General features: G+C 72.4%; 27 protein-coding genes. 12 read left to right on the top strand and 15 right to left on the bottom strand.

Annotated elements, in window-relative coordinates; genetic code table 11:
- Positions 1–26 precede the first annotated feature (26 nt).
- A complete protein-coding gene (locus Psi01_RS28065) occupies positions 27–590 on the top strand; it encodes a hypothetical protein (RefSeq protein WP_239128080.1) in 564 nt (187 codons plus the stop codon).
- Positions 591–675: 85 nt separating this feature from the next.
- Here Psi01_RS28065 and Psi01_RS28070 read toward each other — a convergent pair whose 3' ends face one another.
- The 4 genes from Psi01_RS28070 to Psi01_RS28085 form a co-directional block, all read right to left on the bottom strand.
- A complete protein-coding gene (locus Psi01_RS28070; protein WP_239128081.1) occupies positions 676–1260 on the bottom strand; it encodes a hypothetical protein in 585 nt (194 codons plus the stop codon).
- 114 nt (positions 1261–1374) lie between these two features.
- Complete coding sequence (locus Psi01_RS28075; protein ID WP_204067130.1) at positions 1375–1965, bottom strand: DUF4126 domain-containing protein; 591 nt, start codon at positions 1963–1965, stop codon at positions 1375–1377.
- A gap of 180 nt (positions 1966–2145) precedes the next feature.
- Positions 2146–3294, bottom strand: coding sequence for an NAD(P)H-dependent flavin oxidoreductase (locus tag Psi01_RS28080; RefSeq protein ID WP_204067131.1), 1149 nt, complete (start codon positions 3292–3294; stop codon positions 2146–2148).
- A gap of 44 nt (positions 3295–3338) precedes the next feature.
- Positions 3339–4034, bottom strand: coding sequence for an acyltransferase (locus Psi01_RS28085; protein WP_204067132.1), 696 nt, complete (start codon positions 4032–4034; stop codon positions 3339–3341).
- Positions 4035–4189: 155 nt separating this feature from the next.
- Between Psi01_RS28085 and pyrG the strand changes: the two genes are divergently transcribed.
- The 11 genes from pyrG to der all read left to right on the top strand — a co-directional run bounded on the left by pyrG (position 4190) and on the right by der (position 15798).
- On the top strand, positions 4190–5860 hold the full coding sequence (gene pyrG / locus Psi01_RS28090; RefSeq protein WP_204067133.1) for a CTP synthase: 1671 nt from the start codon (positions 4190–4192) through the stop codon (positions 5858–5860).
- On the top strand, positions 5857–6513 hold the full coding sequence (locus Psi01_RS28095) for an NUDIX domain-containing protein (RefSeq protein WP_239128082.1): 657 nt from the start codon (positions 5857–5859) through the stop codon (positions 6511–6513). The genes pyrG and Psi01_RS28095 overlap by 4 nt, the downstream gene beginning before the upstream one ends.
- Positions 6514–6525: 12 nt before the next feature.
- On the top strand, positions 6526–7455 hold the full coding sequence (locus Psi01_RS28100) for a site-specific tyrosine recombinase XerD (RefSeq protein ID WP_204067169.1): 930 nt from the start codon (positions 6526–6528) through the stop codon (positions 7453–7455).
- Positions 7456–7554: 99 nt separating this feature from the next.
- On the top strand, positions 7555–8502 hold the full coding sequence (locus Psi01_RS28105) for a ParA family protein (protein ID WP_204067134.1): 948 nt from the start codon (positions 7555–7557) through the stop codon (positions 8500–8502).
- Between the two features lie 29 nt (positions 8503–8531).
- Complete coding sequence (locus Psi01_RS28110) at positions 8532–9386, top strand: segregation and condensation protein A (protein WP_204067135.1); 855 nt, start codon at positions 8532–8534, stop codon at positions 9384–9386.
- Positions 9349–10077, top strand: a complete 729-nt coding sequence (scpB, locus tag Psi01_RS28115; protein WP_239128085.1) for an SMC-Scp complex subunit ScpB — start codon at positions 9349–9351, stop codon at positions 10075–10077. Before Psi01_RS28110 ends, scpB begins: the two co-directional genes overlap by 38 nt.
- Entirely contained in the window at positions 10074–11903 is a 1830-nt protein-coding gene (locus Psi01_RS28120; RefSeq protein ID WP_204067136.1) for a pseudouridine synthase, read from the top strand. Before scpB ends, Psi01_RS28120 begins: the two co-directional genes overlap by 4 nt.
- 77 nt (positions 11904–11980) lie before the next feature.
- Positions 11981–12340 carry a chorismate mutase gene (gene aroH, locus Psi01_RS28125; protein ID WP_204067137.1) on the top strand — a complete coding sequence of 120 codons (360 nt, stop codon included), beginning with the start codon at positions 11981–11983 and terminating at the stop codon, positions 12338–12340.
- 7 nt (positions 12341–12347) lie between these two features.
- Entirely contained in the window at positions 12348–13559 is a 1212-nt protein-coding gene (locus tag Psi01_RS28130; RefSeq protein WP_204067138.1) for a prephenate dehydrogenase, read from the top strand.
- A gap of 161 nt (positions 13560–13720) precedes the next feature.
- The gene (gene cmk / locus Psi01_RS28135; protein WP_239128086.1) at positions 13721–14377 is read left to right on the top strand and encodes a (d)CMP kinase; all 657 of its coding nucleotides are present in this window, start codon (positions 13721–13723) and stop codon (positions 14375–14377) included.
- Positions 14374–15798: a ribosome biogenesis GTPase Der gene (der, locus tag Psi01_RS28140; protein WP_204067139.1), complete on the top strand. Its 1425-nt coding sequence runs from the start codon at positions 14374–14376 to the stop codon at positions 15796–15798. The genes cmk and der overlap by 4 nt, the downstream gene beginning before the upstream one ends.
- A gap of 139 nt (positions 15799–15937) precedes the next feature.
- Here der and Psi01_RS28145 read toward each other — a convergent pair whose 3' ends face one another.
- The 11 genes from Psi01_RS28145 to Psi01_RS28195 all read right to left on the bottom strand — a co-directional run bounded on the left by Psi01_RS28145 (position 15938) and on the right by Psi01_RS28195 (position 26559).
- Positions 15938–16315, bottom strand: a complete 378-nt coding sequence (locus Psi01_RS28145; protein WP_204067140.1) for an anti-sigma factor antagonist — start codon at positions 16313–16315, stop codon at positions 15938–15940.
- 116 nt (positions 16316–16431) lie between these two features.
- Positions 16432–18021 carry an MFS transporter gene (locus tag Psi01_RS28150; protein ID WP_204067141.1) on the bottom strand — a complete coding sequence of 530 codons (1590 nt, stop codon included), beginning with the start codon at positions 18019–18021 and terminating at the stop codon, positions 16432–16434.
- Between the two features lie 4 nt (positions 18022–18025).
- Positions 18026–18700, bottom strand: coding sequence for an LppX_LprAFG lipoprotein (locus tag Psi01_RS28155; protein ID WP_204067142.1), 675 nt, complete (start codon positions 18698–18700; stop codon positions 18026–18028).
- Between the two features lie 122 nt (positions 18701–18822).
- The gene (locus Psi01_RS28160; protein WP_204067143.1) at positions 18823–19356 is read right to left on the bottom strand and encodes a MarR family winged helix-turn-helix transcriptional regulator; all 534 of its coding nucleotides are present in this window, start codon (positions 19354–19356) and stop codon (positions 18823–18825) included.
- 60 nt (positions 19357–19416) lie between these two features.
- A complete protein-coding gene (locus tag Psi01_RS28165; protein WP_204067144.1) occupies positions 19417–20058 on the bottom strand; it encodes a 4'-phosphopantetheinyl transferase family protein in 642 nt (213 codons plus the stop codon).
- 34 nt (positions 20059–20092) lie between these two features.
- A complete protein-coding gene (locus Psi01_RS28170; RefSeq protein ID WP_204067145.1) occupies positions 20093–21067 on the bottom strand; it encodes a hypothetical protein in 975 nt (324 codons plus the stop codon).
- 3 nt (positions 21068–21070) lie between these two features.
- Complete coding sequence (locus Psi01_RS28175) at positions 21071–22429, bottom strand: MCE family protein (protein ID WP_204067146.1); 1359 nt, start codon at positions 22427–22429, stop codon at positions 21071–21073.
- A complete protein-coding gene (locus Psi01_RS28180) occupies positions 22426–23439 on the bottom strand; it encodes an MCE family protein (RefSeq protein ID WP_204067147.1) in 1014 nt (337 codons plus the stop codon). The genes Psi01_RS28175 and Psi01_RS28180 overlap by 4 nt, the downstream gene beginning before the upstream one ends.
- A 5-nt stretch (positions 23440–23444) precedes the next feature.
- Positions 23445–24479: an MCE family protein gene (locus Psi01_RS28185; protein WP_239128087.1), complete on the bottom strand. Its 1035-nt coding sequence runs from the start codon at positions 24477–24479 to the stop codon at positions 23445–23447.
- The gene (locus tag Psi01_RS28190; RefSeq protein WP_204067148.1) at positions 24476–25501 is read right to left on the bottom strand and encodes an MlaD family protein; all 1026 of its coding nucleotides are present in this window, start codon (positions 25499–25501) and stop codon (positions 24476–24478) included. Before Psi01_RS28190 ends, Psi01_RS28185 begins: the two co-directional genes overlap by 4 nt.
- A complete protein-coding gene (locus Psi01_RS28195; RefSeq protein WP_204067149.1) occupies positions 25501–26559 on the bottom strand; it encodes an MCE family protein in 1059 nt (352 codons plus the stop codon). The genes Psi01_RS28190 and Psi01_RS28195 overlap by 1 nt, the downstream gene beginning before the upstream one ends.
- Between the last annotated feature and the right edge of the window lies 1 nt (position 26560).

A 26560-nucleotide genomic window follows, 5' to 3' on the forward strand; every position in this document is an offset into this window, starting at 1 on the left:
TCGTATGACGGGTGAAGGAGGGCGCGATGCGCAGGTGTGCAGAATGCGGGTGCCGGGAGTACGGCGGAGCCCCCGGTTGCGCCCGGTGCCTGGCCCTGGTCGACGCCCTCGTCGAGGAGGGCTGGCGCGCGTTCCTGGGGCGTGAGTTCGGTACGGCGGAGCCGGCAGGCAAGGACGAGACGGCGATCGCCGAGATGGTCGTGGACGAGCCCTCCCGGCATGACTGGCGGGTCGTGGACGCCGCCCTGGACCGGCTGACGTGCGCCGGATGCGGTTCGCGGCTGGGCCGCGGCCCCCGCGGCTGCCCGCCGTGCGACCTGGCCGACGGCTTCCGCTACTCGGCGATCGAGACCGACCGTCCGGGCGTGCCCCCGGGCAACGAGCACGCGATCCGGGTCGGCGTCTCCGTGCTGCGCGCCGCCCACCGCCAGTCGCCCCGCACGGTGCTCGGCTGGCGCTCGGGACTGCCCGCCCTGCTGGAGGGCTTCCTGCCGACCACCGCGCAGGCCCAGGCCATGCGCGCCCGGATCAACGCCGGCGCGAACTACGACGAGCTGGCGGAGACCTACGACGCGCTCAGCCGCGGATGAACCCATCGGGGCCCGCCTCGGAGCCGAGGCCCGTGCGGCAGCCGAGATCGGTACGGCGCGCCTTCCACGGCACAGCCGGTAGTCGTCAGCGCGGCTCTTCGGGGCGGGCGCGGTCGATCATCGTGCGGTTGTAGAGCTCGTCGATCTGGTCCAGGGGGTCGGGGACGGGGGCCTGGCGGCGGGCCTCGATCTCCAGGTCGGTGCGGCTCTGGATCTCGTTGATGCCGGTCGCCGTGTGGGTCATCTGGTCGTTCATCAGGTCGGCGCGGATCCGCGCGCAGGCCGTGGTGAGCTTGGCGTGGTGGTCGCGCAGGCGGGCGAGCGTGGCGTGGTCGACGTAGGGCGACACGCGGCTCTGCTGGGCGTAACGGCTGAGCTGGCCGTCGAGCTGGTCGGCGTGCATGCTGATCTCGCCCACCAGCTGGGGCAGCTCGCCCAGGCCCCAGCCGTCCCGCAGGGCCTGGTCGACGGCCTGGCGGGTGACGGAGATCTCGCGGCGCAGCTCCAGGCGCATGCGCTCGGCCTCGCCGGCGTCGCCGGGATCCATCGCGGCCACGTGGGAGGCGACCCGGCTGGTCACCTTCCGGGCCTTCTTCGTGGCCTTCTTGCCCACCTTGACCAGCAGGTAGATCCCGGCCGCCCCGAAAATGAGGAGGAACAGCAGGATCACCAGGACGATGATGAGGAAAGTGCTGATCGGAGCCACCTCCCGGTGGGGTTCGTTAGGAGTGTTTCGAGCATATCCCGCCTGCCCGTCTGCACGTGGTTCGCGGACGTGCGGGGGTCAGCCGGCGCGCGCCCGGTCGTGGCGGCGGCGCCGTACCTTCCTGCTCACCCACCAGGCGAACAGGCCCAGGACCACCACGATCACCAGGACGAGAATCGGCAGGAAGATCGCGACCAGGCTGATGCCGAGCGAACCGGCGTCCTCCACCGTGCTCACCACCGGCGCGCCCACCCCGGCGGTCGAGGCGTTCACCACGGGCCTGGCGGTGGTCTTCATCACGTGGACGGCCAGCGCGACCCCGATCCCCAGCACCCAGCTCACCCAGGGCCGCTCGGCCATCCAGGTGGACCCGTCGAGCCGGGCCGCGGCCTCGGTGGCGCTGAACACCACGCCTCCGGAGGCCGGGCGGACCACCGTCTGGATCATGTCGTTGACGCTGTCGACCACCGGGACCTTGTCGAGCACGACCTCGGCCAGCAGCAGGACGGCGACGATCGCCAGCACCCAGCCGTTGGCCAGCCAGGCGAACTCCTGCGGCAGCCGTATCTGGTCGGTGAAGTTGGCCAGCAGGCCCACCACCAGCAGCGGGATGTAGGCGTTCAGCCCGGCCGCGGTGGAGAGACCCAGGCCGGTCAGTGCCGCGAGCATCGCACCTCCGTCGTTCTCATCATCCTTCCAACGATCCCCGGTCGCCGATGGATCCCACCCGGAGGTGAAGATTCCATGAGATCCGGCGGGGTCCGGCAGGCCCGGCGGGAAGCGGAGCAGGACGGCGGGGCGCGTCTCAGCGAGGAGCGGGGGAGCGCGGCATGACGGCGGAGTCGCGTCTCAGCGGGGGCCGGGGGAGATCGACACGGCGGCGAGGGCGCGTTCGACGGCGGCGGCGAACTCCTCGGCCATATCGTGGACGACCCGCCTGGCGGGCCTGACCCGGTTCAGCTGGCCGACGACCTGGCCCACGAAGTAGCCGGCCAGTTCCTGCGCGCCCGGGTTGCCGCTCTCGGCGGCCCGGCCGATCCTGGTCATCGCCGCCTCGGCGAGCAGCATCTGCAGCGGCATCGGCAGCGGGCCCGGGCTCTCCGGGGCCTCGTCCCACTCCCGGGTCCAGGCGGAGGCCAGCTGCCGGGCGGGCTTGCCGGTCCGCGACCGCGACCGCACGGTGTCGGCCGAGGTGGCGGCCAGCATCTTGCGCTTGACCACGGGCGGCGTCTCGGCCTCCTCGGTGGTCAGCCAGACCGACCCGCACCACACGCCCTCGGCGCCCAGCGCGAGCGCCGCCGCCATCTGGCGGCCGTCGGCGATCCCGCCGGCGGCCAGCACCGGGACGTCCACGGCGTCGACCACCTGGGGGACCAGGACCATGGTGGAGATCTCACCGGTGTGCCCGCCCGCCTCGGAGCCCTGCGCCACGATCAGGTCCGCCCCGGCGGCGACCTGGCGCCGGGCGTGCTCGACGGTCCCCACCAGCGCGGCCACCGGCACCCCGGCCTTCCTAGCCTGGGCCGTCATCTCGGGCGGCGGCGGGCCCAGCGCGCTGGCGATCAGGCCGATGGGGTGGCGCAGGGCCACCTCGACGAGCCCGCCCGCGCCCCGGGCCGTCACCCGCCGCCCGAACTCGTCGGCGACGGCGGACATCGAGACGGGGACCGGGTCCAGCTCGCTCACGCCGTACTTGCGCAGCAGGTGGGCCACGAAGTCGCGGTGGCGTTCGGGGATGGCCTCGGCCAGGCGGGCGGCCGGGTCGGCGACCGAGGTGTCGAGCCGGGCGGGGACGAGCACGTCCACGCCGTAGGGCCGGCCGCCGACGCGCTCGTCGATCCAGCTCAGCTCGGCGTCCAGGCGCTCGGGGGAGTAGGCGACGGCGCCGAGCACGCCGAAACCGCCCGCGTTGGTCACCGCGGCGACCACGTCGCGGCAGTGGCTGAAGGCGAAGACGGGGAACTCGACGCCGAACATCTCACAGATCGCGGTCCGCATGCCGCGACCGTACGGCCAGAATCTTGTTCGGTCCAGATCCCGGATCAGACGGCGTCGAGCGCGATGCCGTTGACGAGGCCGTCCGCCGGGGGCCGCGAGCCGTTCAGGTGGGGCGGCAGCCAGCCCTCGCCGGGGACGTACCGGCGCACGACCCTGGCCGGGACCCCCGCGATCACACTGTGATCGGGGAACTCCCCGCGCACCACCGCGCCGCCGGCGACCACGCACTGACGGCCGATCCGGGTGCCGGGCAGGATGATCGCGCCGGTGCCCAGCCACGAGCCCGAGCCGATGGAGACCGGCTTGTTACGCGGCCACTGGCGCCCGATCGGCGCCTCGGGGTCGTCGTAGACGTGGTTCTGGTCGGTGATGTAGACGTACGGGCCGGTGAACACGTGGTCGCCGATGTCGATCGACTGGTGGCCGACGATGTGGCTGCCCCGGCCGATCGAGCAGCTCCCGCCGATCCGCACGATCGAGTCCGGTCCCAGGTCCACCCCCGGGCCCATGCCCGCCGAGATGGACACGCGCTCGCCGACCAGGGTGTACTCGCCGATCTCGATCCAGGCCTCGCCGAAGATCGCTCCGACGGGGAAGGAGAGGCAGGCGCCCTCGCCCAGGTGGCGGAAACGGTAGCCGCCGGGGCTGGCGGGGCTGATGGCGCCGGCCGCGCGGATCGCGCCCCAGCCACGGTGAATGAGGGTGCCGGCGGCTCGCCGTACCGCGTCACGAAGCGACATAGAGGCTCAAGTTACCGCTTGGTCAGCTAACAGCGGAACGCGGGGGTAGGAGCCTTAGGGGCACCTGACGGGCACTTTTGATAATCTGAGAGCCCGTGGACCTGTAGGCCCTCATCAGGCGAGCTTACTGATCTGTCACGACCACGGGAGACTCCTTGCGCAGCGCCGCACATACCAAACACCTCTTCGTCACCGGCGGCGTCGCCTCCAGTCTCGGAAAGGGACTGACCGCCTCCAGCCTCGGGCGCCTGCTCAAACTGCGTGGCCTGCGCGTCACCATGCAGAAGCTCGACCCCTACCTCAACGTCGACCCCGGCACGATGAACCCGTTCCAGCACGGCGAGGTCTTCGTCACCGACGACGGGGCCGAGACCGACCTCGACATCGGCCACTACGAGCGCTTCCTCGACACGGAGCTGCACGGCTCGGCCAACGTGACCACCGGCCAGGTCTACTCCAACGTCATCGCCAAGGAGCGCCGCGGCGAATACCTCGGTGACACCGTGCAGGTCATCCCGCACATCACCAACGAGATCAAGGACCGCATCCGGTCCATGGCCGGCCCCGACGTCGACGTGGTCATCACCGAGGTCGGCGGCACCGTCGGCGACATCGAATCGCTGCCCTTCCTGGAGGCGGTGCGTCAGGTCCGCCACGAGGTCGGCCGCGACAACGTGTTCTTCCTGCACGTCTCGCTGCTGCCGTACATCGGGCCGAGCGGCGAGCTGAAGACCAAGCCGACCCAGCACTCCGTCGCCGCGCTGCGCAACATCGGCATCCAGCCCGACGCGATCGTGCTGCGCTCCGACCGGCCGGTCACCAACGCGATCAAGCGCAAGATCAGCCTGATGTGCGACGTCGACGAGGACGCCGTGGTCTCCGCCATCGACGCGGCCAGCATCTACGACATCCCCAAGGTGCTGCACTCCGAGGGCCTGGACGCCTACGTCGTGCGCCGCCTGGGCCTGCCCTTCCGCGACGTGGTCTGGAAGGAGTGGGAGCAGCTCCTGCGCCGGGTGCACCACCCGGCCAAGGAGGTCACCATCGCCCTGGTCGGCAAGTACATCGACCTGCCCGACGCCTACCTGTCGGTCACCGAGGCGCTGCGCGCGGGCGGCTTCGCCAACGACGCCCGGGTCAACATCCGCTGGGTCAAGAGCGACGACTGCGAGACCCCCGAGGGCGCCGAGCGCGAGCTGGACGGCGTCGACGGCGTGGTCATCCCCGGCGGCTTCGGGGTGCGCGGCATCGAGGGCAAGCTCGGCGCGGTCCGCCACGCCCGGGAGAACCTCATCCCGCTGCTCGGTCTGTGCCTGGGCATGCAGTGCATCGTCATCGAGGCCGCCCGCAACCTGGCCGGCATCGAGGACGCCGGCAGCACCGAGTTCGACCCCGACACCGCCCACCCGGTCATCTCCACCATGGCCGACCAGGAGGACGTGGTCTCCGGCGAGCGCGACATGGGCGGCACCATGCGCCTGGGCCTGTACCCCGCCAAGCTCGCCGAGGGCTCCCTGGCGCGCCAGCTGTACGGCAAGGCCAAGGTCGACGAGCGCCACCGGCACCGCTACGAGGTCAACAACACCTACCGCGAGCAGCTGGAGAAGGCCGGCCTGGTCTTCTCCGGCCTGTCGCCCGACGGCCGCCTGGTCGAGTACGCCGAGCTGCCCGTCGACGTGCACCCGTTCTTCATCGGCACCCAGGCGCACCCGGAGCTCCGCTCCCGGCCGACCCGCTCGCACCCGATGTTCAAGGGCCTGGTCACCGCCGCCCTCACCTACGCCGACGAGCGCGGCACCGTCGCCAAGGCCGGGCGGGGAAAGTGAGCGATCCGCACGACGAGGAGACCGGCGTGACCGGGGAGACCTGGGAGATCGAGGACGTCCCCGAAGAGTGGAAGGTCCTGTCCACCACCCGGCACTTCAGCGCCCGCGTCATCTCCGGCGTCACCGACTCGGTCGTCATGCCGGACGGCGAGGCGGTCGACCGCGACTACGTGACCCATCCCGGGTCGGTGGCCGTGGTGGCGCTGGACGGGCAGGAGCGGGTGCTGCTGATCCGGCAGTACCGTCACCCGGCCAGGCACCTGCTGTGGGAGCTGCCCGCCGGGCTGCGCGACGTCGAGGACGAGCCGCTGCACATCGGGGCGGCGCGCGAGCTGGCCGAGGAGGCGGGCTACCGGGCGGAGACCTGGCACACCCTCGTCGACGCCTTCACCTCGCCCGGGATGTCGGACGAGCGGACCCGGATCTTCCTCGCCAGGGACGTCAGCCCGATCCCGGATGGAGAGTTCGACTTCGTGCGAAAGCATGAGGAGACCGATATGCCGGCGGTCTGGGTGCCTCTGTCCGACGCGGTTCGGCGCGCCCTGGGAGGAATGATCCACAATTCCCAGGCCGTGGCCGGTATCCTCGCCGCATACGCCGCCTCGGCGGATGGCTTCGCCTCGCTGCGACCCGCCGACGCACCGGAGGCATGACAGGAGGACACCCTGAGCGAGACGGAGGCCGTGCTCTCCAGCTACCTCGCCCATCTGGCGGTGGAGCGAGGCCTGGCCGCCAACACTCTGGCCTCCTACCGCCGTGACCTCGTGCGGTATGTGGAGCACCTGAAGAACCGCGGGCGCGTCACCTTCGGCGAGATCGCCGAGGCCGACGTCGCGGCCTTCCTGACCGTGCTGCGCGAAGGCGACGAGGGCCACCAGGCCCTCGTCGCCAGCTCGGCCGCGCGCGCCGTCTCCGCCGTGCGCGGCCTGCACCGCTTCGCGCTGCGCGAGGGCGTCTCCGGGCACGACCCGGCGGGGCGGGTACGGCCGCCGCGCCAGCTGCGGCGCCAGCCCAAGGCGATCGGCGTCGAGGAGGTCGAGCGGCTGATCGCCGCCTCCGGGCCCGACGGGGCGCCCCTGACCCTGCGCAACCGCGCCCTGCTGGAGTTGCTGTACGGCACCGGCGCGCGCATCTCCGAGGCCGTCGGCCTGGCGGTGGACGACGTCGACCTCGACCCCGGGGCCCGGCAGGTCAGGATCCGCGGCAAGGGCGGCCAGACCCGCCCGGTGCCGCTGGGCCGCTGCGCCGGGGAGGCATTGGAGGCCTACCTGACCCGGGCCCGCCCCGGCATCGCCGCCCACGGACGGGGCTCCACCCCGGGGCTGTTCCTCAACGCCCGCGGCGGCAGGCTCACCCGCCAGGGCGCCTGGGAGGTGCTGCAGGCCGCCGCCGAGCGCGCCGGCCTGGCGGGCGTCTCACCCCACATGTTGCGTCATTCGTTCGCAACGCACCTCCTCGACGGCGGCGCGGACGTTAGGGTGGTGCAGGAGCTTCTCGGCCACGCTTCGGCGGCCACCGCCCAGGTGTCCACCCCGGCCGCGGCCGACAGGATCCGAGAGGTATACGCCGCGGCGCACCCGCGCGGACGGCGTTGACTACCGGTGCGGCAGGGCGTGCCGCCTTGCCGCATACGTGTTGTCGTCATAGTGTCCGTCCGGACGGTCCGGTTCGAGACCGTCAGGGAGGTTCGACTGGTGACTGTGACCACCGACGGTTCTATTCGGGAAACGACCCCGGGAAACCCCGAGAATCCCTGGGGGGACACCAAGACCGCCGGGACCCCCCGGGTCGGGGGAGTGCTCGGCCCGACCGGGCGCCCCCGTCCGGTCTTCCCCGACCCGCGCCCGCGGACGGTCCACGGACCGGCCCGCGTCGTCGCCATGGTCAACCAGAAGGGCGGCGTCGGCAAGACGACCACCACCATCAACCTGGGCGCGGCGCTGGCCGAGGCCGGGCTGAAGGTGCTGCTGGTCGACTTCGACCCGCAGGGAGCCCTCTCGGTGGGCCTGGGGATCAACCCGCTCCAGCTCGACCTGACGGTCTACAACCTCCTGATGGACCGCCAGGTCACCGCGGAGGACGTGCTGCTGGAGACCGGCGTCGAGAACATGGACCTGCTGCCCAGCAACATCGACCTGTCCGCGGCCGAGGTCCAGCTCGTCACGGAGGTCGCCCGCGAGCAGGTGCTCGGCCGGGTGATCAAGCCCCTGCTGCCCGAGTACGACGTGTGCCTGATCGACTGCCAGCCCTCCCTGGGCCTGCTCACGATCAACGCGCTGGCCTGCGCGCACGGCGTCATGGTGCCGCTGGAGTGCGAGTTCTTCGCGCTGCGCGGTGTCGCCCTGCTGATGGACACCATCCTGAAGGTCCAGGAGCGCATCAACGAGGAACTGGTCATCGAGGGCCTGCTCGCCACGATGTACGACGCGCGCACCCTGCACGGCCGCGAGGTGCTGGCCCGGGTGGTCGAGGCGTTCGACGAGAAGGTCTACCACACGGTGATCAACCGGACGGTCCGCTTCCCCGACGCCACCGTGGCCGGTGAGCCCATCACCAGCTTCGACTCCTCCTCCCTCGGCGCCAGCGCCTATCGCGAGCTGGCCCGTGAAGTCCTCGCCCGGTGGGACGCGCAGCAGAAGTGACCCCGGTCCCGGTGCGGGACAATGCTGGGATGACCGAGCAGGAGCAGGCGGCCGACGACGGCACCTTCAGGGTGCGCCTGGAGGTCTTCGAGGGCCCCTTCGACCTGCTGCTTGGCCTGATCTCCAAGCACAAGCTGGACATCACCGAGGTCTCACTCAGCCAGGTCACCGACGAGTTCATCGCCTACATCCGGGCCAGGGGGCCCGAGTGGGACCTGGACCAGACGAGCCACTTCCTGCTGGTCGCCGCGACCCTGCTCGACCTCAAGGCCGCCCGGCTGCTGCCGTCCGGCGAGGTGGACGACGAGGAGGACCTGGCCCTGCTGGAGGCCCGCGACCTGCTGTTCGCCCGGCTGCTGCAGTACCGGGCCTACAAGGAGGTCGCGAAGATCTTCTCCGGGTGGATGGCGGAGGAGGCCCTGCGCTTCCCCCGCACCGTGCCGATGGAGGCGCGCTTCGCCAACCTCCTGCCGGAGCTGGTCCTGGGCGTCGGCCCCGAGCGGCTCGCCCAGATCGCCCAGCGGGCCTTCAGGCCCAAGGCCCCGCCGTCGGTCTCGGTGGCCCACATCTACCAACCGCTCGCCAACGTCCGCGAGCAGGCCGTTATCCTGGTCGAGCGGTTGCGCCGGCTGCGCCGGGCGACCTTCCGGGCACTGACCTCCGACTGTGCCGGCACCTTCGAAGTCGTGGCGCGGTTCCTGGCCGTCCTGGAGCTCTTCCGGGAGGCGGCGGTCTCCTTCGACCAGGTGGAGCCGCTGGGGGAGCTGCACGTGACCTGGACCGGCAGCGACGACGGGGACGTCGTCGTGGCCGACGACTACGACCAAGCGAGGGAGGAGCCCGCCGATGACCGAGGCGGTGCCCGCGGGGACGCCGGCGGGTGAGACGGCGGGCGTGACGACGAGCGTGACGACGGGCGCGGCGGCCTCCGCCGTGGACGCGGTGCCGGAGACGGCGGATCCCGCTGCGGACGCGGCGACGGGTGCGGCGGCGGAGGCGGCGGATCCCGCGGTGACGCCGCGCGCGCAGGACGGCCCCGGGCTGCGCGCGGCGCTGGAGGCGATCCTGCTCGTGGTCGACGAGCCGGTCGCCGAGGTGACCCTCGCCCAGGTGCTGGAGCGGCCCGTGCCCGAGGTCGCCGCGGTGCTGCGCGAGCTGTCGGCGGAATACACCGCCGCGGGCCGTGGTTTCGATCTGAGAGAGGTCGCCGGCGGCTGGCGGTTCTACACGCGGGCCGAGTGCGCCTCCCTCGTGGAGCGTTTCGTCCGCGACGGCCAGCAGGCGCGGCTCACTCAGGCCGCCCTGGAGACCCTGGCCGTGGTCGCCTACCGGCAGCCCGTCAGCCGGGCGAGGGTGGCGGCCATCAGAGGGGTCAACAGCGACGGTGTGATGCGGACGCTGGTGGCCCGGGGGCTGGTCGAAGAGGCCGGCACCGAACCGGAGAGCCAGGCCGTGCTCTACCGGACGAGTTCGTATTTTCTCGAGCGGATGGGCCTGCGGAGCCTCGACGAGCTCCCTGAGCTGGCCCCGTTCCTGCCCGACGACGTGGAAACCCTAGAGGAGCACAGACAGTGAACAACAGGCGTAGCACCCCGTCCGGTGATGGACGCGGTCGAGGCCGCGGCGGCGCCCCGCGCGGTGGCAACCCCCGCGCCGGAGGCACTCCCCGTGGTGGCGGATCCCGTGGCGGGTTCCGCGCCGACAGCCGCGGCTTCCGCTCAGACTCCCCCCGGCGCGACGACCGCGGCGGGTTCCGCGACGACCGGCGTGACGATCGCGGCGGGTTCCGTGAGGACCGGGGCGGGTTCCGTTCCGAGCGCCGTGACGAGCGGGGCGACCGCGGTGGGTTCCGTGAGGACCGGCGTGACGACCGCGGCGGCTCCCGGGACGACCGCGGCGGTTCCAGGAGCCGGTACGGCAGGCCCGCCGGTGAGGACCGCGTCGGTTTCCGCGACGAGCGCCGTGACGACCGCGGAGGCTTCCGTGACGACCGGCGTGACGACCGCGGTGGGTTCCGTGAGGACCGGCGTGACGACCGCGGTGGGTTCCGTGAGGACCGGGGCGGGTTCCGTTCCGAGCGCCGTGACGAGCGGGGCGACCGCGGTGACCGCGGTGGGTTCCGTGAGGACCGGCGTGACGACCGCGGCGGGTTCCGGGCGGAGCGCGGCGGTTCCAGGAGCCGGTACGGCAGGCCCGCCGGTGAGGACCGCGGCGGTTTCCGCGACGAGCGGCGTGATGAACGCCGTGACGACCGCGGAGGCTTCCGTGACGACCGGCGTGACGATCGCGGTGGGTTCCGTGAGGACCGGCGCGATGATCGCGATGGCTCCCGGGACGACCGCGGCGGCTTCCGTGAGGGCCGTGAGGGCTCCCGGACCGGGGCCCCGCGTCGTGACGACCGGGGCGGCTCCCGAGGCCGTTACGGACGCTCCGAGCGCCGCGACGAGGTGCAGACGATCGGCGGCCGCGGCACCCGGTACGGCCAGGGCCGTACCACCGGGCAGGGCCGTACCACCGGGCAGGGCCGTACCGCCAAGGACCGCACCCCGGCCGCCAAGGCCGGCGGCCGGCCCGGCACGGTCGAGAACGACCGGTTCAAGACCGCTCGCCAGCCCATGCGCGACCCGGACTTCTACGACCGCGACTACGCCGACGAGCGCGACACCACCGAGGTCCCCGGCGGTGTCCGGCTGCAGAAGGTCCTCGCCCAGGCGGGCGTGGCCAGCCGCCGCGCGTGCGAGGAGATGATCGGCGACGGCCGCGTGACGGTCGACGGCCAGGTGGTCCGCCGCTTCGGCGCCCGGGTCGACCCGGCCAAGCAGGTCATCCACGTGGACGGCAAGCGCCTGCCCACCATGCCCGACCTGGTCTACTTCGCCATCAACAAGCCGATCGGCGTCGTCAGCACCATGTCCGATCCGGAGGGCCGCCCGTCCCTGGCGGACTACGTGGCCGACCGCACCGAGCGCCTGTTCCACGTGGGCCGTCTCGACACCGAGACCGAGGGCCTGATCCTGCTCACCAACGACGGGGAGCTGGCCAACCGGCTGACCCACCCCAGCTACGGCGTGCAGAAGAAGTACTGGGCCAAGGTCCCCGGCCGCATCAAGCCCGACCTGGCCCGCCGCCTGAAGAAGGGCGTCGAGCTGGAGGACGGCATCGCCAAGGCCGACTCCTTCACGGTGGTCCAGGAGCACGGGCAGCAGTCGCTGGTCGAGATCGTCCTGCACGAGGGCCGCAAGCACATCGTCCGGCGCATGCTGGAGGAGGTCGGGCACCCGGTCATCGACCTGGCCCGCATCGAGTTCGGCCCGGTCAAGCTCGGGCGGCTCAAGCCCGGCACCGTGCGTTCGCTCACGGTCAGGGAAGTCGGGGAACTCTACGCCGCCGTCGGGCTGTAGCCTTCCGGGATACAGACGTTCAGGACATGCCGGGCCGCCGACGGGCGGCCCGGCATGAACGGTACGGAGGAACGACGATGGTGCGGGCGATCCGCGGTGCGATCCAGGTCGAGGCGAACGACCGGGACGCCATCCTGTCCGGGGTCACCGAGCTGGTCAGCGAGGTGATGGCGCGCAACGCGCTCACCACCGACGACGTGATCAGCGTGATCTTCACGGCGACCCCCGATCTGACGGCGGAGTTCCCCGCGCTGGCCGCGCGCAAGCTCGGCTTCCACGACGTGCCGCTCATCTGCGCCTCCGAGATCGACGTGCCCGGCGCGCTGCCCCGCGTGGTGCGGCTGATGGCCCACGTGGAGACCGGCAAGTCGCGCCAGGAGATCCAGCACGTCTACCTGCGCGGCGCGGTGGCCCTGCGAGTGGACATCGCCCAGTGAGCCTCTCATGCCCCCTGAGCCCCTCCCCGGCGCCGCCGACCCCCTGGGCCCTCTGCACGCCCATGGGGGCCGCGTGAGCGGCCTGGAGAGCGTCCTGGTCGTCGGCACGGGCCTGATCGGCACCTCGGTCGCCCTGGCCCTGCGCGAGCAGGGCGTCACGGTCTACCTGACCGACCGCGACGCGGCCGCCGTACGGCTGGCCAGGGAACTGGGCGCGGGCATCGAGTGGCACCCCGGCCGGCCCGCCGACCTCGACCCGGACCTGCCCTGGCATCCGGGCCGCCCGGTGGACCTGGCGGTCGTCGCCGTGCCCCCGCACCTGGTGGCCGAGCAGATCGCCCAGCTCCAGCGGGCCGGGGCCGCCCGCTTCTACACCGACGTGGCCAGCGTCAAGGCGCTCCCGCTGCGCCGGGCCGAGGAACTGGGCTGCGACCTGAGCACCTACGCCGCCGGGCACCCGCTCGCGGGCCGGGAGCGTTCGGGGCCGGCCGCGGCCCGGGCCGACCTGTTCCTGGGCCGCCCGTGGGCGCTGTGCCCCACCGACAGGACCTCGCCCGAGGCGGTGGAGGTCGTGCGCGGGCTGGTCAAGCTCTGCGGCGGCGAGGTCGTCGAGGTGGACGCCGACCAGCACGACAAGGCCGTCGCGCTGGTCTCCCACGCCCCGCACGTGGCCGCCTCCGCGGTGGCCGCCAGACTCGCCGAGGCCCCGGCCACCGCGCTCGGCCTGGCCGGGCAGGGGGTCCGCGACGTGACGCGCATCGCGGCGGGCGACCCGGGGCTGTGGACCGGGATCCTGTCCGGCAACGCGCTCCCGGTGGCCGACGTGCTGGAGGCGGTGGCGGCCGACCTGGCCGCGGCGGCCGCCTCGCTGCGCGCCGCCGCCGCGGGCGCCCCGTCGGAGACGGCGCCGTGGGACGAAGAGGCGATGGGCCGGGTCACCGACCTGCTGCGCCGCGGGGTCGCGGGCACCGGCCGGATCCCCGGCAAGCACGGCGGTCCCGCGCGCACCTACGCGGTCGTCCAGGTGATCATCGGCGACCGGCCCGGCGAGCTGGCCCGGCTGTTCCAGGTGGCCGAGGAGAGCGGCGTCAACATCGAGGACGTCCGCCTGGAGCACGCCCCCGGCCTGCCGTTGGGCGCCGCCGATCTGTTCGTGCAGCCCGAGGCGGCCGGCACGCTGTCGCAGGCCCTGCGCGCGCACGGGTGGCACCTGCCCTGAGGCCCCGCGCGGCCGCGGCCCCGCTCCGAGGCGCCCTGCGGCGTTCCGAGGCGCTGTGCGGCTCCGCGCACCCGCTCCTGCGGCGTCCGCGATGCGTGTGTGCGCGCACGCTCCCGGTAGCCTCGTACGGACAACTGAAGCGGGTGCAAGGGAGAGGCGTCGTGACCGGACTGGTCGTCGCCATGGACGGGCCCTCGGGGTCCGGTAAGTCGAGCGCGTCACGCGGTGTCGCGCGGGCGCTGGGACTGCGGTACCTCGACACCGGGGCGATGTACCGGGCGATCACCTGGTGGATGCTCCAGCAGGGGGTCGACATCGCCGACCCCGCGGCCGTCGCGGCCAGGGCGCTCGACCCGGAGCTCACGATGGGGACCGACCCCGACGCGCCGTCGGTGGCCGTGGACGGCGTCGACGCCTCAGGGCCGATCCGCACCGCCGAGGTGACCGCCGCCGTCTCCGCGGTGAGCGCGGTGCCCGAGGTGCGCCGGCGGCTCGTCGCCCAGCAGCGTGAGATCATCGGCGACGGGGGTATCGTCGTCGAGGGGCGTGACATCGGCACCGTGGTCACCCCCGACGCGCCGGTCAAGATCTATCTGACCGCGAGCGCGGAGGCCCGGGCGGCCCGCCGTACGGCCGAGCTCACCGGCACGACGGTGGAGGCGCAGAAGGCCGCGATGGCCCGGCGCGACACGCTGGACTCCACGCGCAAGACCGACCCGCTCTCGATGGCGTCCGACGCCGTCGAACTCGACACCACACCGCTCAACCTCGACGAGGTCATCGCCGAGGTGCTGCGGGTCATTAAGGAAAAAGTGTGACAGGGGAATACGACGACGACCGCGGCTGGATCGACGCAGAGCTCGCCGATCTGGGGACCGAGGACAGCTCGCAGGACGAGGCGCCGGACACGGGTCCGCTGCCCGTCGTGGCCGTGGTGGGCCGCCCCAACGTGGGCAAGTCCACCCTGGTCAACAGGATCATCGGCCGCCGTGAGGCGGTCGTGGAGGACGTTCCCGGCGTGACCCGGGACCGGGTGACCTACGAGGCCAACTGGCGCGGGCGCCGGTTCACGGTGGTCGACACCGGGGGATGGGACCCCGACGCGACCGGCATGGCGCTGCGCATCGCCGAGCAGGCGCAGATCGCGGCCGAGCTGGCCGACGTCATCCTGTTCGTGGTGGACGCCACCGTCGGCGTGACCGACTCCGACGAGATCGTCGGCCACGTGCTGCGCGGCTCCGGCAAGCCGGTCATCCTGGCCGCCAACAAGGTGGACAACCAGCAGATGGAGCTGGAGGCCGCGGCCCTGTGGTCGCTGGGCCTGGGCGAGCCCCAGCCCGTCTCCGCGCTGCACGGCCGCTCCAGCGGCGACCTGCTCGACGTGGTGCTGGCCAAGCTGCCGGAGACGCCGCCGCAGCGCTTCGGCGGTGAGCGCGGCCCGCGCCGGGTGGCGCTGCTCGGCAAGCCCAACGTGGGCAAGTCCTCGCTGCTGAACCAGCTCGCGGGCGAGGAGCGCGTGCTGGTCGACCCGATGGCCGGCACCACCCGCGACCCGGTCGACGAGCTGATCCAGCTCGGCGGCAAGACCTGGCGCTTCGTGGACACCGCCGGCATCCGGCGCCGCGACCGCGAGCTCAAGGGCGCCGACTTCTACGCCAGCATGCGCACCCGGGGCGCGCTGGAGCGCTCCGAGGTCGCGATCGTGCTCATCGACGCCAGCGAGGTGCTGACCGAGCAGGACCTGCGGATCATCTCCCTGGTGATCGAGTCCGGCCGGGCCATGGTCGTGGCGTTCAACAAGTGGGACCTGCTCGACGAGGACCGCCGCTACTACCTGGAGAAGGAGATCGACCGTCAGCTCGTCCGCGTGCCGTGGGCGCTGCGGGTCAACATCTCCGCCAAGACCGGCTGGCACGTGGACCGGCTCGTCCCGGCCATCGAGAAGGCGATGGACTCCTGGTCCACCCGCGTGCCGACGGCCCGGCTCAACGCCTTCCTCACCGACCTGGTGGCGGCCACCCCGCCGCCGGTCCGCGGCGGCAAGCAGCCCAAGATCCTCTTCGCCACCCAGGCGTCGACGGAGCCGCCGAAGTTCGTGCTGTTCACCTCGGGCTTCCTGGAGGAGACCTACCGGCGCTTCATCGAGCGCCGCATCCGCGAGGAGTTCGGTTTCGCGGGCTCTCCCATCGAGGTCACCATGAAGATCCGGGAGAAGAAGCAGGCCCAGAGGAAGAAGTAGGCACGCCGAGCAGGCAGGCCGACCGCGAACGCGGCCACCCGTCCCCGGCGGGTGGCCGCGTCCGTTTCCACCGGATGCCCGCGTCCGTTTCCACCGGATGCCCGCGTCCGTTTCCACCGGACGTCCGCGCGGGGGCAGGTCAGGACGAGAGCCGCCGCAGCGCCTCCTCGGCGGTGTCGTAGGTCTCGAACGTCCTGGCCAGGCCGGTGATGTTCAGCACCCGGGTCAGGACGCCGTGCACGCCGCTCAGCGCGAACCGCATCCCCAGTGCCTCGCTGCGCTTCATGGCGGTGATGAGCTCGCTCAGGCCCACCGAGTCGCAGAAGCCGAGATCGGCCATGTCCATGACGACGGCGGTCAGGCCCGAGCGGCCCCACAGGCGCCGAAGGTGCTCGCGCAGGATCGGCACCGAGCGCAGGTCCAGCTCTCCGCCGACGTGGACGACGATCACGTCGTCGTGCTGGACGGAGGAGACGGTGAAGGTCGAGCCGCGATCAGGGCCGAACAGAGTCGTCACGATGTCCTACTCGGGGGTCGGGGGGTCTCCCTTTCATACCAGTCTCTGGGGACATCTGGTGCATCGGGGACATCCGGCGGCGCGCCGGAACCCGATACCGGGCGGTCCGGGCCGGGTCAGGCGGAGGCCGAGGACGGCTCGGAGGGCGCCTCCGGCGGGGCCGCGCCGCCGCCCGGCCCGTGCGGCAGCAGCAGCGCCACCAGCGCGCCCACGGCGCACAGGACCGCGGTGATCAGGAAGATCTCGCTGTACTCGGTGTGCAGGGCGGCCCGCACCGCCGCCTCGTAGGCGGCCAGCCGCTCGGCGTAGACGTCGGCCTCGACGCCGAACGGCAGGGGCGTGTCCAGGTCGGCGGTCAGCGACTGGAAGCGGTGGAAGCCCCACGCCGACAGCCCCGCGACGCCCAGCAGCATGCCCATCATCCGGGCCACTACCACCGCCGCCGAGGCCACGCCGTGCTGCGCCGCCGGGGTGGCGCGCAGCACGGCCGAGGAGACCGGCGCGATGACCAGGCCCAGGCCCAGCCCGGCCACGATCAGGTCGACGTCCATGCGGTACCCCGCGGCGGCCAGGTCCAGCGGCCACTGGCCGATGCGGACGTAGCCGGCCGCGGCCACGGCCAGGCCCGCGACCGCCACCACCCGCTCGCCGTACCGGTGGGCCAGCGCTCCGCCGAGCAGGGCCGCCACCGAGAGCGCGACGAGGAAGCGGGACAGCACCAGCGCTCCGTCCAGCGCCTCCAGCTTGAGCAGCGTCTGCGCCGACAGCTGCACGTCCACCAGAGTGACCAGCAGCGCGGCGCCGGTCAGGAAGCTGACCGCCAGGGTGGCGAAGAAGGGGCCGCGCAGCACCCCGGCCATGTCGACCAGCCGGGTCCGCGAGCGCGTCTCCCACACGACGAAGGCGATCCCCGCCGCCACCCCCGCGCCGATCACCGGCAGACCCCAGGAGGGCAGGACCGAACGGCTCGGGTCGGGGTTGTAGAGCCCGGCCACGAGCAGGCCCAGCGACAGTGCCAGCAGCAGGCCGCCGACCACGTCGACCCCGGTGGCGGGCGCGGTCCCGCGCCGGGGCGGCGGGACCGAGCGCTGCACGGCCACCGCCGCCACGACCACCAGCGGGACGTTCAGCCAGAAGATCGACCGCCAGCCGCCGAGCTGGACGCCGCCCAGCTGCAGCGTGACCGGGACCAGGGCGGCCAGGCCCGCGCCGTACAGCGGGCCCAGGACGCTGCCGAGCTCCTGGGCGGCGCCGACCGCGCCGAGCGCCAGCGGGCGCCCGCGCTCGTCCCACAGGTCGCCCACCAGCGCCATGGTGATGGGCAGCAGGGCGCCGCCCGCGATGCCCTGGACCGTACGGCCGGCCACCAGCCAGGGGACCGTCTCGCCGAGCGCGGTGACGACCGAGCCGATCGCGAAGCCCGCCAGGCACAGGTGGATGAGCGGGCGCCTGCCGTACCGGTCGGAGAGCTGGCCGAGCAGCGGCATGGCCGCGATGTAGCCGAGCAGGAACCCGGTGACGATCGGGGTGGCGCGCTCGAGGTGGTTCTGCGGGACGTCGACGTCCGCGGCGATGTCGATCAGTACGGTGACCACGACGTAGGCGTCCAGCGCGGCCAGCAGCACCGCGGTGCCGCCGACTCCCAGGGCGACCCGGCGCCGGGCGGCCCGGTCGCGGCCGGGGAGGGGGAGGGCGGGGGAGGTCACGGCGTCACTTCGCCGGAGCGGTCACCTGGACCGGTACGTCGTAGTCGTCGAAGGTGACGATCACCTTGCCGCCGTTCATCGGCAGGTCGGCCTTGAGCAGCCGGCTGCTGACCTTGTCGACCCACAGGGTGCCGTCCACGCTCTGCGTGATCCCCGGCACCATGGTGGACAGGATCTGCTGGGACAGCGTGGCCGAGACCCGGTAGGCGTCGGTGCCGTCGATCTTCTCCTCGCCCTCGACCTTCGGGTCCAGGGCGTTGGACAGCAGCTGCACGACGCCCTTCTCGGGGTTGAGGATGGCCGACGGGTCGTAGATCGAGGCGAGCTGGCTGCGCGACATCGTCTGGAAGCCGCCGGTCACCCCCTTGAAGTGGACGGTGTCGCCCACCAGGAAGAACTCGATCTCCAGGAGGCTGCCGGCCATGTCGACCTGGATGGTCCCGTCGGCGTCGCCGGTCGCGTTCAGGCGCCCGGCGGCCTTCTTGACCTGGACCGGCGGGGTGCCCTCGGTCTCCATGGTGAAGGCGGTGGACTTGACGGTCCGCATCGCCTGCGCCGATTTCTCGACCAGCTCCGGGCCGCTGGGCGTCGCGGCCTGCGAGCCCGCGTCGCCGCTGCATCCGGCGAGCGTGAAGAGCGCGGCGACCACCGCGGCGATGAAGATCCGTCGAGCAGACATGGCCGGATCGTAGCGACCGCTCGGTAGCGTACGGGAGGACAGTCCGGTATCGGTTTCGCTTCACCGGCCGTACGCGGCCGCTCCTCGCGTCCCGGAACCGGCGCCGGGCCGGGACCGGAGGCTCACCGCAGGCTCTTCAGGTGCTCCACCACCGGGCTGTAGGCCCTCTCCAGCTCGCGTAGCTGGTCGTCGGTGAGCAGGTCGATGAAATGCTCCCGCACGCTGGCCACGTGGTGCGGCGCGACGTGCTGGATGGTCTTCCAGCCGTGCGCGGTGAGCACGGCGAAGGTCCCGCGCCGGTCGTCGGCGCAGGTCTCCCTGGAGACCAGGTCGGCCGCCTCCATCCGGGAGATCTGGTGGGACAGGCGGCTGCGGGACTGGATCGTGGCCTCGGCCAGATCGCTCATGCGCATGCGGTGCCCGGGGGTCTCCGAGAGGTTGACCAGGATCTCGTAGTCGTTCACCGACAGCCCGAAGGCCTGCAGCTCACGGTCGAGCCGGTGTTCCAGGAGCTTGTGGGCGGCCAGGTGGGCGCGCCAGGCCCGCTGCTCGACGGTGGTGAGCCAGCGGGGTTCGTCGTCGTGCGCCCGGGGGTCGTCGCCGGCCTGCGGCACGGACGGCGAGTCGTCCGCCGGGCGGTCCTGCTCGGGGTCCATGGACCGAACCTACCTCACGGTAAGGGGCCGCCTCCGCCGAAGAGGGAGCCGCACCGGCGGTCAGCCGAGTGTGATCGGGTGGTCGGCGACGGCGCAGACGGCGACGCCCGAGCCGGTCCGCCACTCCAGCAGGTGCCTGCCCTCCCACCGCAGGGCGCGCGGGTGCGGCGGGGCGTCGAGGGGCAGCGCGGACAGGTCTGTCCCGCGCAGGCTGTCCATGGTCAGCTCGCCGCGCTTGATGAGTGCCTCCTTGCGCACCCACAGCCGGATCAGCGCCTCGTTGTCGTGGACCAGGGGCCGTTCGGCGGGGGCGAGGAACTGCGCGGCCAGGGACTCGTCGACCGGGCCCGGGGGGACGTTCTCGGCGTCCACGCCGATCCGGCCCGGACCCGCCGCCGCGCACACGTACCCGCGGCTGTGGCTGAGGCTGACCCCGAGCCGGGGGATCTCGGCGAGGTACGGCCTGCCGTGCCCCGGCCCGTGGTACTCGCAGACCTGCAGCAGGGTCAGCCGGTCCTCCGGGACGCCGGCGACCTTGGCCGCGCACCGCCGTACGAGGATGTGGGCCGCGATGAAGTCACGCCGGTCGGACTCGCGGGCGAAGCGCGCGGCCCGTTCCCGCTCGACCTCGGTGAGCAGGGCCGTGCCGGCCGGGGAGATGATCTCGTCGGTGGGGCCGGCCATCACCAGGGAGTCGCGCACGTGCCCAGATTAGGGGTTCGGTGGGGCATGGGCGTCATTTGTCCTTCTTCTCGGGCTCCTTCCCGTCGGACTCCTTGCCGGTGGGCTTCGGGGACGGCTCGGTCTCGCCGAGGACCTTGCCGTCGGGGTCCGTCAGGAGCTCGTCGGCGGCGCCCATCACGGTCGCGTCGTTCACCTTCCACTGGCCGCCGGTCTTGACCAGGCCCAGCTCCATGTAGGCGCCGAGCATGCGCCGGGTGCCCGCGGTGCTCTTGACCTGGGAGTCGACGACCGTGATGGCCTTCGCCCTGCCCTCGGCGATCTCGGAGATGTAGACGCCGCGGACCGAGGCCGTGGAGGAGGCCTGCATCGCGGTGATCAGGCTCTCCAGCGGGCTGAACGCCTCGTTGTAGGTCTTCTCGAAGTCCTCGCCGGACAGGCTGAAGACGCGGTCGCGGTAGGCCTGGAGGTTGGCGTGGTCGTAGGTCTGCAGGGCCACGGCGAACTCCCCGGCCCGGGTGGAGACCGCCAGCCGCTCGGCCTTCTCCGCGGCCAGGAGGCCGGCCGTCCGCTCGGCCGAGATCCACTGGAGGACGGCGAAGGCCATGGCCCCGGCGACGGCCATCGCGACGACCGCACCGGCCAGCCGACCCCGCCACGCCCGCGTCCTCCCGCGTGGCGGCTCCTTCCCGGCGCCGGCCTCCTCCGCGGCGCCGGCCTCCTCCGCGGCCGCGGCCTCCTTCTCGGCGGCCGTTCCCCCTGCGACGGTTTCCCCGGTGACGGTCCCGGCCGCCTCATCGGAGGCGGCCGCGGGCTTCCCGGTGTCCTCGGGCTCGGCGCTGCTCTCGGGTCCGACGGTGCTCTCGGGTCCGACGGTGCTCTCGGGTCCGACGGTGCTCTCGGGCTCGGCGGCTGTCCCGGACTCCGCGACGGTCCCGGGTTCGGTGACGGTCCCGGGCTCCGCGGCCGTCTCGGGTTCCAGGGCGGTCTCGGCCGGGGACTCCTCGGTCCGCTGGGGGGTGGGACTCATGCGCTACTCCTGTTCACGGCGGCGGGTTGCCCGGCCGACGGCGATCCAGCCGAGCACGCCGCCGGAGATGACGACGGCGAGGAAGATCGCGATGGCGAAGGGGGTGAGGTCCTGCGAGGACGAGCCGGTGTCCGCTCCGGTGTCGCCGGCCCCGGGCGTGGGGGTCTCCTCGGAACCGTCGGCCTGCGGGGGGCTCTCCTCCGCCCCGGGCGTGCCGTCCGGATCGGTGCCCGTCCCGTAGTCCGGGGGAAGGGTGTCCTCGGGGTGGGGACCGGGGTCCGGGTCGTCGTCGCTGCGGGTCATGGGCGGGACGGGCGCGCCCTTGGGACACGCCCGCAGGGCGGGGGTCGAGGGCGGGGCCAGCGGGCCGCGGTACTCCTCGGCCACCCGCGGGCCGCCCGGGACGCTGAAGACGAAGGTGACCCTGCCGTACAGCCCGCCGGACTGCCGCTCGGTCGTGTCGGCCAGCAGGGCCTGGGTGGTCGGGACCGTCCGCAGCAGGTGGTTGACGTGCTGCTGGTTGCGGGCGGTGAACACCACGCCCTGCCGCATCCCGGCGGCCGTCAGGAAGCAGGACAGCCCCGGGCGCGCGCTGTTGAGCAGGTGGTCGATCTGGCGGAAGAAGGAGGGTCCGTGTTCGAGGGCGGCGTACAGCTGCCTGCGGGACTCGCGGATCGTGCGGGTCACGCCCGCAAGGTCGGCCACCCCCTCGGCCAGCTCCTCCCGCCTGCTCGTGAGCGTCCCGGTCAGCCGGGTCAGGTTCACCGAAAGCTCGTCGAGCAGCCGGGTGTTCTCGGCGAGCGTGGTGGTGACGTCGTGCGTGTTGTCCACGATCTCCCGGATCGACGTCGTACGGCCGTCCAGGCCGGCCGCCAGCTCGCTCACGATGGTCTCGGCGTCCTCGGCCGGGACCGCGTTCAGCAGCTTGCCGACCCCGTCGAACAGCTTGCGGTAGTCCAGGGGGACCGTGGTGCTGGACAGCGGGATGGTCGAGCCGGGGGGCATGACCGCGCCCCCGGCGTCGCCCTCGGGCGGGGAGATCTCCACGTACGGCTCGCCGATCGCGGACTTGCGGCGCACCTCGGCCGTGACGCCCTGCGGGATCCGCATGTCCCGCTCGATGCTCAGCCCCACCACGATCTTGCCGGGGGCCAGCGCGACGTCGTCGATCCGGCCGATCCGCACGCCGAGGTAGGCCACGTCGAAGCCGCGCACCAGGCCGGGGGAGGAGACGAACTCCACGTTGATCCGGTAGGGGCGCTCGATGACGTCGAGCTTGATGATGCTGGTGAACGCCCACACGGTCATCACCAGTCCGAGGACCGCGAAGAAGCCGAGGTTGATCCAGATGCGCCTCCTCATCGCGGCGGCTCCAGCAGCAGGCGGAAGTCGTCCACGGAGTTGGGCAGGCGCGGCCGCTGCTCCTTCTTCGGCTTGGGCATCAGCAGGCCCTTGATCCAGACGTAGGTCAGCAGCTGGCCGTTCACCACGATCGGCGGCTGGTCGACGAACCGCTGGATCCGGTCGAGGAGGACCTTCAGGTCCTCCTTGCCGCGCACCATCGAGGTGGAGACGGCGTCGACGCGGCGCAGCAGGGTGCGCAGGCGGGCCGCGTGCCGCGGATAGACGGTCGCGTTGACCTCCTTGGCCAGGGCGGTCAGCTCCCTGAGTGTCTTCTTGACGTGCTTGCGGCCGTGGTTGAGCCGGGCGGTGGCGTCGTTGACGCTGCCGGGCAGCTTGTCCAGCTCCGCCTCGCCCGCGGCCAGGTCCTCGCCCAGCTCGGCCAGGCCGTCGATGGTGCGGGCGAGGTCCCGGCGGGACTCGGCGTAGGCGGTGGTGACCTCGGTGGTCTGGCGCAGCAGCCGGTTGAGCTCCTCGCCCCTGCCGCCGATCCCGGTCGCCGCGGCGTCCAGGACGGCGTTGACGTCCTGGGCGCCGAGCGCGTCGATCAGCGGCCCGGCCCGCGCGGTGACCTGCTCGATGTCCGGCTCCACCGACGTCCGGGCGATGGTCGCGCCGTCCTGCAGGAACGGGCCGGTGGTCATGTCCCTGCCCTCGGGCAGCTGCAACTCGATGTAGTTCTCACCGAGGATCGAGGTCTTGGCCACGACCGCGGAGGTGCCCTCGGGCACCCGGTTGCCCTCCTCGATCGACATGGTGACCCTGGCGCGGTAGCCCTCCAGGCGGATGCCGGTGACGCTGCCCACCCGCACGTCGGAGACCTGCACGCTGTGCCCCACCACCAGGCTCTGCACGTCGTCGAAGGTCGCGTCCACCGTGAGCTCCCCGGTCGGCGCGCCCACGGTCTGCAGGGTGCACGCGGCCGTCAGCGACAACCCGGCCAACCCCGCCGTCAGCCCGGCCCGTCTCATCCCGCTCACCTCCTCGCCTGCCAGGGGCAGTTGCTGAGCTCCCCGGGCAGGCAGGGGACCTTGCCCAGGCCCAGGGCGTCGAACAGGGGGGTCAGCCAGGCGCGGGTCATCGCGTTCAGGACCAGGCGGAACTTGAGCACGTGGTGCTCCCTGTCCCAGGACATGACCATGTTGTCGACGAACTTGCGGGTCCCCGCGATGGCGTCGGCCGCCGACTCGCTGTTCACCTTCATGGTGATCACCAGCTCGGCGAGGTTGGTCACGCCCCGGGGCAGCTTCACCTGGTAGGCCTCCACCAGCGCGTCACCCCGCTGCACCACCTCCGCCAGGCCGGTGATGAAGCGCCGCATGCGCTGCCGCTCGTCCGCCAGCGCGGCGCTGGCCTCGGCGAAGGCGTCGATGGTCGTCTTGACCTGCTTCTCGCGCTTGTTGAGGCTGACGGCCAGCCGGTTGAGGTTGCCGGCCAGCTCGATCAGCTGCTCGTCCTGCCCGGCGAGCGTGCGGGTGAGCGAGGCCGCGTCGTCCAGGGCCTCGTTGATCTGCACGCCCCGGCCCCTGACGCTGTCGGCCAGGTCGCCGGCGACGTCGCCCATCTTCTCGGTGTCCAGCGCGTCGGTGAGCTTGGTGAACGCCGCCAGCGCGTCGTCGATCTCCACCGGCAGGTCGGTGCGCTCCAGCGGGATCACCGCACCCGGCGCGAGCCGCGGCATGCCCGGCTTCCACGGCGGGTGCAGCACCACGTTCCGCTCGCCCAGCGTGTTCTGCGGGGCCACGATCGCCATGACGTCGGCGGGCAGCGGGATCCCGCCGTCGACGAGCAGGTCGGCGCGGACCCGGTCGCCCTCCACGGTGAGCTTCTCCACCGTCCCCGCGTCCAGGCCCATCACCTTCACCTTGGCCTGCTCGTACAGCGACGGCGCCGCCCGGAAGTAGGCGGTCAGCCGGTACGGCCCCGCCGCGCCGGGCAGCAGCGAGCACCCGCCCGCCCCCGCCAGGAGCGTCGCCGACAGCAGGATCGCGGCCAGTCTGCGCAGCTTCACCGGTCACTCCTGTTCCGGCGGATGGCGCCGAGCACCTCGGGGTTGATCGGGCCGAGCCCGACGGCGATGGCGTCCACCCACGGGCCCTGCCCCCCGGTGGTGGCCAGCCCGGAGAAGGTGGGCCCGACCCACGTGAGGACCGAGTTGAGGGCCTTGCCGCTGGTGGAGTCGAGCCGGTTGCTGATCGCGGTCACGTCGTCCATCACCGCGACCAGGTTCTCCTCGTGCTCGGTGATCAGCGTGGTGATGCTGCCGACCAGTTCGCTGCCGTCGCCGAGCAGGGTCCGCAGCTCGTCACGGCGCAGCCGCAGCTCGTCGAGCATGATCTCGACGGAGTCGATCAGCCGGCCGAGCTGGGCGTCCTTGGCGTCCAGCACCTTTACGATCTTGTTGCCGTTGTCCAGCAGCCTCTGCAGCTCGGGCTCGCTCTCGCTGATGACCTCCGACAGCTCGCCGATGTTGTCCAGCAGCCTGGTCACCCGGCCCTGCGGGGCGGGCTCCAGCTCCGACAGCTCCTGCAGGAGGGTGTCGACCGCCTCGGTGTCCAGCCGGTCCAGCAGCCGGGTGGCGTCCTTGAGCGCGTCGGTGACCAGCGTCGGCGTGCTGGTCCGCTCCATCGGGATCACCCGGTCCTGCTCGGGCAGCTCGTCCATGTAGGGCCGGGTGACCGGCCCGGTGAGCTTGACGTAGCGCCCGCCCAGCAGGTTGGACAGGGTGATGTCCGCGTGGGTCTGCGCGCCGAGCCGTACGCCGTCGTCCACCTTCCAGGTCACCACGACGTGCCCCTTGGCGTAGTCGGCCCGGACCTCGGTGACCTTGCCGACGGGCACGCCCGCCACCCGCACGTCGTTGCCCGCGCGCAGCCCGGCCGAGTCCGGCAGGATCGCCGACATCGTGTACCCGCCCTCCAGCAGTCCCAGGTTGCCGACCAGGAAGGTGACGATCAGGGTGGTGGCCAGGGCCGCCATCGACACCACGCCGACGGTCAGCTTGTTGCGGTCGCGGAAGGACTTGATCGCCATCAGGGCCCCACCAGTACGCGTCGCAGGTTCCCCGTGGTGGTGAGCCTCATCCCGCCGCGCAGCGGCGGCGGAGTGGTCATCGGGTAGGGGCAGGGCACCGGGCCGAGCGCCACGCAGGGCACCGCCGTGGTGACGAAGTGGCCCCGGCCGGTCACCTGGAAGGAGCGGCTCAGCGGCGGGGTGAGGGTGTTCAGCAGCTTCTCGACGCGGCCGATGTTGCGCCGGACGCCGCCGGTGAGCCGGGTCATGTGGTCCACCACCCGGCCGAACTCCTCGGCGTTCTCGCCGAGCACCCGGTTGTTGACCTCGGCCGTGGTCGACAGCTCCACCAGGGCCTCGTCGACCAGCTTGCGGTTGCGGGCGAAGGCGTCGGTCAGGATGACCAGGTTGTCCACGAGCCGGGCGATCTGCTTGTCCCTGCGGGCGATCACGCCGCTCACCGTGGCGTAGTCCTCCAGCAGCGCTTTGATGATCTTCTTGCGTTCGGCGACGGTGGTGGTCAGCCGGTCGAGGTTGTCCACCAGCAGGGGGATGTTCTCCTGGTTGCCGTCCAGCGCCTCGCCCGCGGCGGTGAGCAGCTGGTTGATCTGCTCGGGATCCAGGCTCCGGGTCAGCGGGCCCAGGTCGCTGACCAGCTCGCCGATGTCGACCACCGAGCTGGTCCGTTTCAGCCGGGCCCCGTCGGCCAGCGTGTCCGTGGCGGTGCCCGGTTCCAGATAGATCACCCGCTGGCCGATGGTGTTGCGCCAGCGGACCGAGGCGGTGGTGTCGGAGGGGACCTTCACGGAGGTCTGCACGCTCAGGGTGACCTCGGCCTTGCCGTTGACCACCACGATCTCGTCCACCTGCCCGACCGGCGCGCCGGCGATCTTCACCTGGTCGCCCGTGTGCAGCCCGGAGACGTCGTCGAAGGTGCCCACCAGCACGTAGGTGTCGCCCACCCCCACCCGGGCGATCTGCGCGCCGATCAGGACGATCAGCGTGACCGTCACGGCCAGGAAGAGGCCGAACTTGCCCAGCGTCCACAGCCGCTGGGTCTGCTCTCTCGACCGGGCCATC

This window comes from Paraplanobispora siamensis, assembly GCF_016863175.1.
Classification (GTDB): Bacteria; Actinomycetota; Actinomycetes; order Streptosporangiales; family Streptosporangiaceae; genus Planobispora; species Planobispora siamensis.